At 53.7% G+C, this 13,017-nt stretch carries 14 protein-coding genes and 1 pseudogene; 5 read left to right on the top strand and 10 right to left on the bottom strand.

Going from position 1 to position 13,017, the window contains the following annotated elements:
• Positions 1-160 precede the first annotated feature (160 nt).
• From UB90_RS17955 to UB90_RS17995, 10 genes and pseudogenes are all read right to left on the bottom strand, one after another.
• Positions 161-601 (bottom strand): hypothetical protein, encoded by a 441-nt coding sequence (locus tag UB90_RS17955; protein WP_227512130.1) that lies wholly within the window; start codon positions 599-601, stop codon positions 161-163.
• Entirely contained in the window at positions 543-842 is a 300-nt protein-coding gene (locus UB90_RS23330; RefSeq protein WP_074712614.1) for a recombinase family protein, read from the bottom strand. The genes UB90_RS17955 and UB90_RS23330 overlap by 59 nt, the downstream gene beginning before the upstream one ends.
• A pseudogene (locus UB90_RS17960) lies at positions 788-1,129 on the bottom strand (transposase); the annotation flags it as partial. The gene UB90_RS23330 and the pseudogene UB90_RS17960, both read right to left, overlap by 55 nt.
• A 152-nt stretch (positions 1,130-1,281) precedes the next feature.
• Positions 1,282-1,611, bottom strand: coding sequence for a hypothetical protein (locus tag UB90_RS17965; protein WP_039982235.1), 330 nt, complete (start codon positions 1,609-1,611; stop codon positions 1,282-1,284).
• A 1-nt stretch (position 1,612) separates the two neighbouring features.
• Entirely contained in the window at positions 1,613-1,999 is a 387-nt protein-coding gene (locus UB90_RS17970) for a response regulator (protein ID WP_005612843.1), read from the bottom strand.
• Positions 2,000-2,042: 43 nt separating this feature from the next.
• Complete coding sequence (locus tag UB90_RS17975) at positions 2,043-2,900, bottom strand: CheR family methyltransferase (RefSeq protein ID WP_009175623.1); 858 nt, start codon at positions 2,898-2,900, stop codon at positions 2,043-2,045.
• Positions 2,897-3,385 carry a chemotaxis protein CheW gene (locus UB90_RS17980; protein WP_005612856.1) on the bottom strand — a complete coding sequence of 163 codons (489 nt, stop codon included), beginning with the start codon at positions 3,383-3,385 and terminating at the stop codon, positions 2,897-2,899. Before UB90_RS17980 ends, UB90_RS17975 begins: the two co-directional genes overlap by 4 nt.
• The gene (locus UB90_RS17985) at positions 3,369-5,504 is read right to left on the bottom strand and encodes a chemotaxis protein CheA (protein WP_065325094.1); all 2,136 of its coding nucleotides are present in this window, start codon (positions 5,502-5,504) and stop codon (positions 3,369-3,371) included. The genes UB90_RS17980 and UB90_RS17985 overlap by 17 nt, the downstream gene beginning before the upstream one ends.
• A 1-nt stretch (position 5,505) precedes the next feature.
• Positions 5,506-5,880: a response regulator gene (locus UB90_RS17990; RefSeq protein WP_005612860.1), complete on the bottom strand. Its 375-nt coding sequence runs from the start codon at positions 5,878-5,880 to the stop codon at positions 5,506-5,508.
• Positions 5,877-6,164 carry an STAS domain-containing protein gene (locus tag UB90_RS17995; protein WP_005612862.1) on the bottom strand — a complete coding sequence of 96 codons (288 nt, stop codon included), beginning with the start codon at positions 6,162-6,164 and terminating at the stop codon, positions 5,877-5,879. The genes UB90_RS17990 and UB90_RS17995 overlap by 4 nt, the downstream gene beginning before the upstream one ends.
• A gap of 332 nt (positions 6,165-6,496) precedes the next feature.
• On the opposite strand from UB90_RS17995, the gene UB90_RS18000 reads away from it, so the two are divergent.
• From UB90_RS18000 to UB90_RS18020, 5 genes are all read left to right on the top strand, one after another.
• Complete coding sequence (locus tag UB90_RS18000) at positions 6,497-8,854, top strand: methyl-accepting chemotaxis protein (protein WP_065325092.1); 2,358 nt, start codon at positions 6,497-6,499, stop codon at positions 8,852-8,854.
• Positions 8,855-9,014: 160 nt separating this feature from the next.
• Positions 9,015-9,950 carry a CheB methylesterase domain-containing protein gene (locus UB90_RS18005; RefSeq protein ID WP_050774557.1) on the top strand — a complete coding sequence of 312 codons (936 nt, stop codon included), beginning with the start codon at positions 9,015-9,017 and terminating at the stop codon, positions 9,948-9,950.
• Positions 9,951-9,976: 26 nt separating this feature from the next.
• Positions 9,977-10,540, top strand: a complete 564-nt coding sequence (locus tag UB90_RS18010; protein ID WP_065325091.1) for a chemotaxis protein CheD — start codon at positions 9,977-9,979, stop codon at positions 10,538-10,540.
• Positions 10,541-10,777: 237 nt separating this feature from the next.
• Positions 10,778-11,416: a TetR/AcrR family transcriptional regulator gene (locus UB90_RS18015; protein WP_065325112.1), complete on the top strand. Its 639-nt coding sequence runs from the start codon at positions 10,778-10,780 to the stop codon at positions 11,414-11,416.
• A gap of 27 nt (positions 11,417-11,443) precedes the next feature.
• Positions 11,444-13,015, top strand: a complete 1,572-nt coding sequence (locus tag UB90_RS18020; RefSeq protein WP_065325090.1) for a 5-guanidino-2-oxopentanoate decarboxylase — start codon at positions 11,444-11,446, stop codon at positions 13,013-13,015.
• Positions 13,016-13,017: the final 2 nt, after the last annotated feature.

The following is a 13,017-nucleotide window of genomic DNA, read 5'->3' on the forward strand; positions in this document are numbered from 1 at the left end:
CTTTTGTCAACACGTCCTAGCAGGAAAATCAAACAAGAGGTTATGAACTGGGTACTCTTGCGGTTGAGGTCGGTCTTACATTGCAAAGTGAACATGATGATCAGACTCGCTCGAAGGAGTAGAGATTCGCTTGTCGCCCCTTTTAATTCGCGGGTTTCCCTTACTTGAATCGGTACCTATCTACTGCCTTCCCAATCCTTTCATTAATCGGTATCGGGTGTTCATCAGACATGCGCTGGATCGCCTCGATCTGGGTGTCCAAAAACTCTCCGAAATGGGAAGGTTGGATCCCAGACGCCGCCGCGTGGGACACCAGTAGCCCAAGGATTTGCCGGTCCAGCATCCGCAAATGTTCGGCCCGGTTGGTCTCGATCACATCGCTTGGCAGGACACCAGAGCAGTTCTCATGCAGGTCATTGGCGATGACGCTGGCGACCTCGCGCCAGAGGTTGTGTAAGGGCCAGCGGGCGCGGTTGCTGTCGGTGGTGGGGCGGGTGTATCGGATCTTTTCACAGAACTCGGTGTAGGCGTCGCCCACCATGTTACGCAGGTCTTTCCATGACCGCATTTCCCATCGGTTGCGCAGTTGTTTTGCCCCCATCGTGCCCTTGTAGCTCCGAGATCTCGCCTTCGGACTGTGTATGGATCAGCGTATCGGTGAATGACATCTGTTGGTAGATTTGCGTCACATCCGCTTGGTTGCGGCTAAGGCGATCCAGACCTTCGGCGAGGACGACGTCGAAGTGATGGTCCTGGTTGTCTCGCAGAAGTGACTGAATTACGCTCCGCCTGTACCGCCGTGATAGGGGATGCTCACGTTCAGCGCCTTTTGGCGGCGGCACAGGGTGCTGAAGTCCGGCATGGTCCAGTCAAGCCCGACCAACTGCAGCAGGCTCTGCACGAACCCGGTCGTCTGTCTCAGGGGCATGCCAAAGAGCACCTTCATCGTCAAACAGGTCTGGATCGCGGCATCGCTGAAGCTCTGTTGGTGACCGCGCTTCTCGGTCGGCAGAGGGATCCATTCCATGACAGGATTAAACCAAATCGTCAATGATCCCCGCTGACGCAGTGCTTCATTGTAAGCCGACCAGTTCGTGGTCTTGTACTTCGTAGGGGCCCAAGAGTTCATGCCTACCAGCTATCAGCCTGGATTCATGTCGTGAATCCCTTACCCGATTTGTGCAACAACGCCCCCTATGTGGCTAAACAGCATAAGCCGCGCAGCACGCATTGACCTATGTCTTTGCGAGTGCTGCACGGCTTATCTATTAACCGAACTGTTCAGAGTTCGAAGAGTTCATGTCGTTCTCGGAGTCTATCTCGCAATAGTTGGAGGGTAATACTGTCGGTTGCCAAGTCGATATCAGTACAGTCCTCTGTTCCAACCTGCTCTCGCAAAGTGTCAAAGAAAGTGGACATCCCTCCAAGGGTTTGGGAGATCAGGTCAAAATCTTGCAGCTCACGAATTTCAGCGCTGGTGGGGGGGGAACGACGCTCGAGTATTGTCAGCACTGTATCTTCAAGCTGCTGAATCTGCTTTTGCAGTTGGCGCATTTCGCGCGCCGAATTTGCATAAACAGTATCGAGCGGTTTAGAAGAATTCGCGCTCATCTCACAGGCGCCCCACAACTTGTTCGATAGCCTGTCGCATAGATGCGACCGTGAAGGGCTTGCGAATGATATTATTCAAGCCGAGCTTCTTGCCAACCTCGATCATTTCAGGGGTCGGTTTGCCCGTCACCAGAATGAAACCAATGCGTTGGGTCGCAGCATGCCCACGTACTGCCTGCAGCAGACCGAGACCATCCATGCCGGGCATGTTGTAATCCGATAGCACCAAGTGAACTGGATTGGTCGCCAGTTTTTGGAACGCAGATTGCCCGTTGTTTTCGACGAGATAGTTCTTGACGCCGAGTTCATCGAGACACTGGGTAAGAATGCCTCGGCTGGTCGACATGTCGTCGACAACCATCACGCGCAGAGAGTCTTTCAAGCTCATCGTTTTTTCCTCGTGTTCTCGTCTTGGCTAACCGTGAGTGAAACTAGCCTGGGGTATTGACGTATGTTGTGATGCCGACCGTCTTCAAATGTTGTGATGCCGGGCCGGACATTCGTTCTGAGTGACCTATGAAAAGGTACCCGCCGGGGGTCAGTGTGCGTTGGAACGCTTGCCACACTTTCTGTTGCGTCGGATTGTCGAAGTAGATTGCGACATTGCGACAAAAGATTGCATCGAACTTCCCTTTGAATGGGAAAGGCTCAATCAGGTTCAGCACACCATAGGTGACCTTCTGGCGTAGGTGCTGAGGCACGCGGCCGGTACCCTGTTTCGCGCCCGGTTCGAGCTTCATCTTGTACTGTTTGGGAATGCCATCAAAATCCTCTAGCGGATATTGGCCTTCCTCTGCTGTTCTGACGACAACCGGGTCGATGTCTGTGCCCAGGATCTTTATGTCGTAACGATCCGCATCGGGGCACATGTCGTGCAGGACAGCGGCGATTGTGTAGGGCTCCTGTCCGATGGAACATCCCGCGGACCAAATTCGGACGCGCCCCCCTTTCTTTGCCTTCTCCAGCAATGGTGGAAGAACGTCATTGCGCAACGTCTCAAAATGATGCGGTTCCCGGAAGAACTGCGTCACATTGGTGGTCAGCAGGGACAGAAGTTCGCTTCTTTCTTGATCCGCATTTGGTCCATCTAGCTGCTTCAAATATTCTTTGAACGCTTTGATGTTTTGCTTTCTCAATTTCCGAGACAAGCGTGAAGAGACCAGAGGTTTCTTGCTTGGCGACATCGCCAAGCCGAAGTGTTTGTATGCGAATTGAGCAATGGCCTCGAAATCCTGATCAGACAGGATAATGCCATCGTCAAAGGGTTCGATTTGACCAGCGATGCTCACGAGAGGCCTTGCTCCGGTGCAGAAATGACAGCGTCCAGATTGATGATACGAACCATGGTGTCATCATGGGAAATGATCCCCTGAATATACTCCATCGTGTATCGGCTATCGACAGGGGGAGTGTCTTGGATCTCTTCTGGATTGATCGAGATGATCTCGGACACGGATTCTGCCAGCAGTCCCACGGGCTTGCCATGAACAGCAACCACGATCACGACATTCCGTTCGCTTGCCTCTGTTTGTTGCAGGCCGAAACGGGCGGATAGATCATAGATCGGAATCACTGCGCCGCGCAAATTCATCACACCCAGCACATCCATAGGAGCATGCGGTAGGATTGTGACAGGAGCCCAGCGGCGGATTTCCCGGATTTGGGTGATTTTCAGGCAGAAGGCCTGGCCGGCAACGGTGAAACTTACAAACTCGCTCTGCTGAGCATGTTTGACCTCTTGGTCGCCAATTTTAACTTCAGCTTGCGATTGCATTGCTCATTCTCCGATCTGAATCAAAGGTGGCCGATGTCGGCGAGGCCGCGATGATGCTTTCTGAGTCCAAGATCATGGCGATTTTACCGTCGCCCAAGATCGTTGCCGCTGCCACGCCTGGGATGTTTCCACAAACGCCATCGAGGCTTTTGATCACGACCTGTCGTTGGTCGTGAATATCGTCCACGGCGAGGGCGCTACGTTGCCCCGTTTCCGTTTCTACCAAGAGATACACTCCAGGTGGTTTGTCGCCTTCGGGTTTGCGCAACCCGAGAGCACCCGCTACGTCACAAATCGGGACAAAGTTGCCGCGAATGGACAGCAACGTGCCGTCAGCGCCCAGGCTGTTGATCATGTCATCACTGCCACGCATCGTCTCAATGATGGATGTAATCGGGACAACCATGGTTTGATCCGCAACGGACACAACCATGCCGTCCATGACTGCCAAAGTGAGGGGCAATATGATGGTAAAGGTAGATCCTTTGCCCGGCGTGGACGAGACGTTGATCCTGCCGCCCAGTGCCGTCACCGCGTTTTTGACCACATCCATGCCAACACCACGTCCAGAGAGGTTTGACACCTCCTTTGCAGTGGAGAATCCCGGCAAGAACAGCAAGTTGTCGATTTCTGCATCTGTCAGGTCGGCATTTTCCGGGATCAATCCCTTCTCAATGGCGATCTGCTTGACGCGGGGACGATTGATCCCTGCACCATTGTCTTTAATTTCGATGCAGACACTGCCGGACCGGTGCGACGCTGATAGGCGAATTTCACCGGTTCGGTTCTTGCCAGCGGCTTCACGATCTTCCGGTTTTTCGATGCCATGATCGACAGCATTCCGAAGGATGTGCGTCAACGGATCAGAGAGGCGCTCGATTACGGTCTTGTCGACCTCGGTATTTTCACCTTCAGTGATCAGTTTTGCCGTTTTCTCCGTCGCCGATGATGCCTCGCGGACAATACGTGCCATCCTCTGAAAGAGTGGCTTCACGGGCTGCGCACGGATAGACATGACGCCTTCCTGTATGTCGCGCGCCAGATTCTTAAAGCCTTCCAGTTCAGTTTCGACATCGCGCAGATCAGCCACATCAAGGTTGGCAATCTGCTGCGCCAACATCGAATGGTTGATGATGAGCTCGCCAACCGCGTTGATCAGCCGGTCCACCCGCTCCAGATCAACACGAAGGGTCGGCTTAGGTCCGCGTTGTTCTGACTTATTGCTCTCCGGCTTTACTGTTTCGACCTTTTCCGTCGCTTGAGGAGTTGCCATTGGAGTAGCCTCTGCAGGTGCCGGCGCGTCAAAAGGGGCTGGCGTCTCGGGCTCGGCACTATCCCCGGGGACGCCAAATGCGGCGTTCAGTGCAGCCAGGGCAGCGGCTTCCTCCTCTGCGTCCTTGTCGGATGCAATTGAGAGTTCACACAGGCCTTCGACAAATTCGAATACTGCTTCAACCGCAGATTTCGGCTCTGTCGTGGTCAAGGTCAGGTTCCAGGCGAGGTAACTGTCATCCATCGCCATGGCATCAAAACCGGGGAGTTCTGTTTCATCCAGAACAACCTCTAGCGTGCCAAGCTCGGACAGAGCCTGAAACAAGAAGAATGGTTCGTTGCCGGTCCCAAACATTTCTTTGAGCGGCCGGAAGCGAATTTCATAGGACTTCTCTTCCTCCGCTGCCAAAGGCAACGGAACCGAAGGGCCGCCGAGCCCCATAGGCTCAAACGTGAGATCCTCTTCTTCCTCGTCGAGATACTCTTCAAGGCCTGCAATGAGGACATCATTGTGTTCCTCATCGACGCTGCCGCCATCGCGAGAAACGGTGACAAGATCCGCAAGATGATCGCTACAGCGCAAAAGCAACTGGATCAGCTTGGTATCAAGTTCGAGTTTGTTGGACCGAACCTCGTCAAAGACGGTTTCAAATTTGTGGGCAAATGCCACTAACTCATCAAGCCCAAATGCCCCGGCACCACCCTTAATCGAGTGCACAGCCCGGAACACGGCATTGACAACCTCGGGATCGTGATCGCCTCCTTCGATAGCGGTCAGACCCTCATCCATCGCTTCGAGGAGCTCTTCACACTCCTCAAAGAATGTATCTTGAATCGACCCCGACATTTTATGCAACCGCTCCGGTCACGCGCTTTAGCGCAAAAATCAGGGATTGATCGTCAAAAGGTTTGGTAATCCAGCCAGTTGCGCCAGCGTCGCGAGCGCGTGCTTTCATCTCAGGTGCGCTCTCGGTCGTCAGCACGAGGATCGGTACCTTGGAGTTGATGCCGTCCCCCCGCAGTTCCTCGATCACACCAAAGCCATCAAGATTGGGCATGTTGATGTCGGTAATCACAACATCGGGCGCCACATCATCATACATGTCAACGCCTTCACGCCCATCAACGGCGCAATGGTACTCAAAACCCGCTTCTTCCAGCGTTGCCGCCAGCAGATTCCGGATAGTACGAGAGTCGTCGATTGCCAGAACTTTGGTTTTCATACTGTTTCCTCGTCTTCAAATCGGTTGGGTTCCAAACCCAGAAGGGTGAGGGATTTTCTGCACCCCTCGTTGACATTAGTGACCGAGAAACCCAGGCCCTCGGAACGCCACTGTTGCTCTGCTCCCAAAAGCAGTTGCAGGCAGCGAGACGGCATTACCGCAACTTTGCTGCAATCGACCTCAACAGCCTTGTCACGAGAGGCGTTGAGAAAGGCGACCAGTGGGTCTAGATCCGCGAAGGCATTGGGCAAATCCAGAGTATGCTTTTGCGTTTCGGTGGTCATATTCGCGATTCGCACCCCCGTTTAAGGCGATTGATTTCAGTTCGATGGGAGCAGTCTTAGCTTCAGGGCCTTAACATTTGATTTCCGCCCTTCTGGAGAAATCACCAAAGATCGCTAAAGCCGATTTTGTTCGGACTCATGAAGCAGACCTGCTGACCCAGCATAGCGCCTTGGAAGGGATAAGATTGCAGTTCGACCGGCTATAAGATGTCACCGAGAGAATATAAGAAGATCGAATTTGCCCCCGTAAGGCGCAAATTAACCCCTGATGGAGGAGACATATCCCCAAGTATCATGCGCATCATATTGGATGCGTCGTCTTGGAGGCCCTAATGACTGCGCTGTCTCGACTGAAGATTCGCTACAAACTACCTGCATTTCTTGTGGGATTCGCGGTGCTGGCCAGTACCATTCTCGTGACGGTCAGTACCGTAAATTATCAGAGAAACGCGTGGGTCACGGTCGCGAATCGATTCGAATCCATCGTCTCTGACCGTGAGACAGTCTTGACGGCTTTGTTCAAATCCATTCGTGCAGATGTTGAGGTGCTCGCGCAGATGCCGTCTACGGCGACCGCTACACAACGTATCTCTGCCGCATGGGGTGGAGTGAGCGATTCGCCAGCAGAAACGCTGCGACAGATGTACATTTCTGAAAACCCCAACGCGCCAGATGAACGATTCAAGATGGATCGAGCTCAGAAAACGATCCCGTACAACATTCATCACGCAACATTTCATCCGTCGTTCAGAGAGCTGTTGGTCTCAAAGGGATACAGCGACGCCTATCTGGTGACGGTTGCAGGCGATGTAATTTACACAGTCGCAAAGCAAGATGATTACGGCAGCAACCTGCTATCGGGCGCGCTGAAAGACAGCAGTCTGGCTTCTACGTTTCAGCGGATCATGTCTGCACCGACAGACGAGATTGTGTTTTCCGATTTTGACCGTTTTGCACCGCGAGGGAATTCTCCGAAGGCATTTGTTGGAACGCAAATCGTGGCGAGCAGCGGTCAAGTGGTGGGCGTGTTGATTTTGCAGATACCGGAATCTCTCGTGAATCAGATCATTACCCCGTCCGAGGGGCTAGGCGAAAGTACCGAAGTCTTTCTGGTCGCCGAAGATGGCCAGGCGCGGTCGCGATCACGATTCGATGATGGTCACAATATGCTGGATGCGCTGACATTTTCGACCCAAGAACGTGTCGCAGAGCAGGGCCAAGTGTTTGATCGCAACGCTGTCGGGCTGCGCGGTACTCCTGTGGTCGCGTTAAGCCGACAACTCTCAATACCGGGCGTGACCTGGTTTTTGACAGTAGAGCAGGAGCGCGCGGAAGTTCTGGCCCCGGTACGCAATGACAGGTGGTTGTTGATCCTGACATCTCTGGCGAGCGCGCTGCTTATGACCGCAATCGGTTGGTGGTTCGCGCGTAGCTTTCTCAAACCGATCGACGGGCTGTCAGAACGTATGAGTCAAATCAGTGAAGGGAAACTGGATGCTCCTATCCCCGAGGCGGATCGCTGGGATGAGTTTGGTCATATGGGTAAAGTTCTTCAAACCATGCAAGGGGATCTGAGAGCCGCCAAAGAAGCGGAAGCGCGCCGACAGGAACTCCAAGTTCAGCAAGCAGAGGTGGTCCATCATATCAGTGAAGGCCTTGTGCAACTGGCAAACGGAAACCTTGCACATCGGATCACCAATCCTTTCGATGATGAACACGAAAAGCTGAGAACAGATTTCAACGCTGCTCTCACGGAGTTGAGCGGTGTGGTGCGGCAAGTTGCGGATACCGCAGGGGGGATTCGATCCGGCTCCGATGAAATCAGCCAAGCCTCGGATGATTTGTCGTCCCGTACCGAAGCACAGGCCGCAACACTGGAACAGACTGTGGCCGCGCTGGATGAGTTGACGGCGAGCGTTAAATCGGCTGCAGCAGGCGCAAAGAATGTCGAGGACATCGTCAAGCAGGCGCAGGGCGAAGCGCAGAAAAGCGATATTGTCGTGCGCAATGCCGTAGATGCCATGACCAAGATCGAGCAATCGTCAGAAAAAATCGCGCAGATCATCTCTGTCATTGACGATATTTCTTTTCAGACCAATCTCTTGGCTCTAAATGCCGGGGTCGAAGCCGCACGCGCAGGCGAAGCAGGGCGTGGGTTTGCCGTTGTCGCATCGGAGGTGCGCGGTCTGGCGCAGCGCTCTTCTCAAGCAGCACTTGAGATCAAAAATCTTATTTCAGAATCCACTCAACATGTTGGGGACGGCGTCAACCTTGTTGGCGAGGCAGGGAGTTCTCTGAAATCGATTGTCGAGCGTGTTTCGCATATCTCGAGCTTGGTGTCTGAAATCGCCGAAGGTGCAGCAGAACAATCCGCCGGATTGAGTGAAATTAATGACGGCGTGACGCAGTTGGATCAGGTCACCCAACAAAATGCGGCAATGGTCGAAGAGGCGACCGCTGCCAGTCATTTGTTGAAATCTGATGCGGGAAAATTGGCCGATTTGGTTGCGCAGTTTCAAACGGGGCAACCGGTCGCACCAATGCGCACCGTAACAATACCGGAGGTCACAAGCCCGGATTGTGAACCGATGCAAGTCTCAGCACATGGAGATGATCTTGAATTTGATCCACCAGTACCAATGCCTTCCTCTAGCGGGTCTGCAGCGCGCGACCTCTGGCAAGATTTTTGAATGAGCGGGCGAAATACGTGGTCCTTAGTTGACCGGTTCTACGTCGCTGAACATGAACTTCCCGGGTCTCCGGGGCAAACAAACGGGTAGTAAATTGTCTTCATTGAGCGTTTTGATAGTCACCACTGATCGTAACTTTGCCCGGACTCTGCAGAGTCAGATGGAAGCTGCTTATCCCGGCTTGCAGGTGCTGTTGGCCAACAATTTGATGATGGCCTATAATCAGGCCGAAGCTGGGCAGCCTAGTTTTGCATTTGTTGAAGATGGCTTCACGAAACTGCCGGAATTTGAGATGATGTTGGCGCTGTTTTCGGCGCTGGACGTGCGGTGGGTTTCGGTGATGGACGATCGGAACTCCACGCCAGCGCGCCGATCTTCGCCGCTGCTCAATGTGGGGGCGGGTATTTTTGAGCTGACCAAATCCGACAGCCCGCGTCAGTTCATTCAGTACTTTGATATGATGATCAAAGCGCCGCGTAGAAATTCGCCATCGGCAACTTCAGCAAAGCCCTCTGTTGGCAGGGATGACTTCAAGAAGATCATCCTGATTGGGTCTTCGACCGGCGGCGTCGAGGCGCTGAGAAATGTTCTGGTGGGCTTTCCGATCCAATGTCCGCCCACTTTGATCGTGCAGCATACGGGAAAGAGTTTTGGCAGCGGTCTGGTTTCCCTGCTTGATCGGATTTGTCCCGCCAAAGTTGTCGCGGCTGAAGACAATATTCCCCTACAAAGCGGTCACGTTTATATCGCTGCGGGCCAGCCACGACATATGGGAGTCACACCCCGAAAGCCCTTCAAGATTCGGATGAAAGAGGGCCCGAATATCTCTGGGCATACGCCTTCAGTTGACGCTTTATTTTCGTCCGCAGTCCCATTTGCCAAAGATGTCGTTGCCGCAATTTTAACTGGTATGGGGCAAGATGGGGCAAAGGGGATGTTGGATCTGCGAAAAGCAGGTGCAGCGACATTCGCCCAAGACGAGAAAACTGCCGTGGTCTACGGAATGCCCAGAGTTGCCTGGGAAATCGGGGCCGCGCAAAAACAAGTGCCCTTGGCCAGAATGGCCGGTGCAATTCTGCAAGCCTGCAAGACCTGAGACGAGACATCTGGAAGGAAGCCGCTTTGTCGAATGTTTTTCAAAATACGAGTACGGTCACTGTTCTGCAGGGTGACTATAAAGTTACGACCGATCCTAAGGTGGTTTTCTCAACCGTTTTGGGTTCCTGCATTGCGGCTTGCATCTATGATGAACAGGTCGGTGTTGGCGGCATGAACCACTTCCTACTCGCATCCTCATCGGGTGCTGGAGGTGTCAGTGCGCGATATGGTGTGCATGCGATGGAGCTTCTGATCAACGGGATCATGAAGAAAGGCGCGTTGCGGTCTAACCTCAAAGCGAAAGTTTTTGGCGGTGCAAAGATGTCTGCCAACCTATCTGACATCGGTGCAAATAATGCGGACTTCGTACAACGGTTTCTCAGAGAGGAGGGCATCCCGGTGATTTCTTCGTCGGTCGGGGGCACATCTGCACGCAGGGTACGCTTTCACGCCTGCTCGGGTGCCGCGCAGCAGACCCATGTGGCCGATGATCGTCGACTAGGTGAAGAAGAGCGCGCAGCAGTTGCACGTACGCAGGCAGCTCCGGTTCGCAAACCTGCCGCCGCAGACAATGTGACCCTGTTCTGATTTAGAATTCAGCGTCTATGGTCAAAGTTAGTCACAAACCCCTGAATGCATTCGCGTTCAGGGGTTTTAAGTGATGATACCGTGTCGTTCTCGAACATCTTCAAGTGACGTACCCGCGTTTTTCGTCACCGGTGCTAGAATCCGATGTGATCTGGCTGCCAGCACTCTACATGAGGGCTCTTGCTTGACGTTGGACATTAATTGTACGATTGTGCAATAAAAGTGAGGACGCTTATAGTGAATGCCGCCCCTAAAGAACCCAAGTTTCGTCGCGAGAATCCTGAACAGCGTCGAGAGCAGTTAATCGAGGCCACTTTGCGGGTTATCGCGCGCAAAGGTGTTTCCGCAGCGACAGTGCGTGAAATATCTGCCGAAGCAGGCGTTGCCTTTAGTCTGATCCGCCATCACTTCCGCACCAAAGAAGATTTGATGTACGCAGCATATGCTCACCACATGCAGAATATGGCGCATCTTTCGTTGTCTTCTGCAGGCGACATCAGTCGTCCGTTACCTGACCGTCTAAGGCAGTGCATACGTGATACGCTGTCTGCACCGGTGACCAATGGCGAGAGCTTGCAGATTTGGGCCGGGTTTATCCAGATGGTCCCACATGACGATCGTATGAAGCAAATTCACAGCGATACATATTTAGGTTTTCGAAACACGCTAGAGCCGCTCATCAGAGAGGCATTGGTGTCACAGGGCAGTCCCGCGACTCCTGCGGAGGTGGAAGCAAAAGCGATTGCCTGTAACGCCGTTTTGGACGGGCTTTGGCTGGAAGGGTCCATGCTCCCCGATATGTTGCCTCATGACAGATTGACCGCACTCGCAGAGGAGACGGTGTTTCGCATTCTCGGACTGCCTACATCTGTCTGATATCTATTATTTATTTAGGAAATGCCCATGGTAACAGTCGGCCAGACCTTAGTTCAAAATCTCGTTGATCGTGGAGTGGAGATCATATTCGGCATCCCGGGTGTGCACACGATAGAACTGTATCGTGGAATTGAGAACGCGGACATTCGCCACATTACCCCACGCCATGAACAAGGTGCAGGCTTTATGGCCGATGGTTATGCGCGCGTGTCTGGCAAGCCCGGTGTGGTGTTTGTGATCACGGGGCCGGGCCTCGTGAATACAATGACGCCCATGGCGCAAGCGCGTGCAGATAGTGCCCCTATGATTGTTGTCACTGGGGTCAATCGTCGCGACAGCCTCGGTAAGGGGTTGGGGCTTTTGCACGAGTTGCCCGATCAGATCGGCCTCTCACAAACAGTGTCCAAACATGCGGAGCATATCGCGAGTGGGGCTGATCTGGAGGGTGCGTTGACGCGCAGCTTTGCGGCACTCGAAGGTCGCCCAGGACCAGTTCATATCGAGGTGCCCACTGATGTGATGGATCTACCTGTTTCACCCCCCCTGTCGATCACAACACAATGCCAGCAATCGCAGCCGGATCTTGAACCTTTTGTTCAGGCATTGGCCGATAGCGCTCATCCCGTAATCCTTGTTGGTGGTGGGTGTCGTCGACAAGATCAGGCGCTAACGCAGCTGGCTGAGAAGCTAGATGCGCCGGTGGTTCAGACAGTAAATTCACGCGGTTTGATGCATGGGCATCCTTTAACAGTCCCCGCCAGCCCGTCGTTGCAATCTGTGCGCAGCTTGATTGCACAAGCCGACTGCGTTCTGGCATTGGGCACCGAATTGGGTCCGACGGACTATGATATGTACGCAACCGGGACTTATCCCGAGATGGACACGTTGCTGCGCATTGATGTGTGCGACGAACAACTCGCGCGTCACCCTGCAGAACGTACTCTCCTTGCAGATCTGAACGAGTGCCTGCCTGAATTGGCGTGCCAAGTTACTGAAAAAGCGAAAACAAATGGGGCATCTCGTGCAGAGCGCGCGCGAAACGCTGCCCGTCAAGAAGTTGAATCACAGACGCCCGGCTATGGAGATTTCATAGCCCAAGTTGAAACCCTGCGAGAGGCCATGCCCAGGGCGGTCTTGGTGGGAGATTCAACACAAGCGGTCTATGCGGCCAACTTGTACTTTGATCATGATCGACCGGGTGGCTGGTTCAATGGTGCAACCGGTTTTGGCGCGCTGGGTTATGCGATCCCTGCTGCAATAGGGGCTGCGCTTGCAGATCCTTCCGCACCGGTCATTGCATTGATGGGGGACGGGGGGGCACAGTTCACCCTTCCCGAGCTGGGTGTGGCCAGTGATGAGAACCTCCCCGTCCTGTTTGTGGTCTGGAATAACAACGCATACCTAGAGATTGCCAATTCAATGGAGGCGGCGGGTATTGCAGCCACTGGATGCCACCCCGGCGCGCCAAATTTTGAGGCGATTGCAGCGGCCTATCGGTTGGGGTTCAGGCGTATATCACCCGCGCAGCTTGCTGTCGCATTGGCGGAAATGCTGCCGCTCGCAGGTCCGATGCTGCTGGAGATTGATATGCGGGCATGATG

Origin of the sequence: Tritonibacter mobilis (assembly GCF_001681715.1) — a bacterium.
Taxonomy (GTDB): domain Bacteria; phylum Pseudomonadota; class Alphaproteobacteria; order Rhodobacterales; family Rhodobacteraceae; genus Epibacterium; species Epibacterium mobile.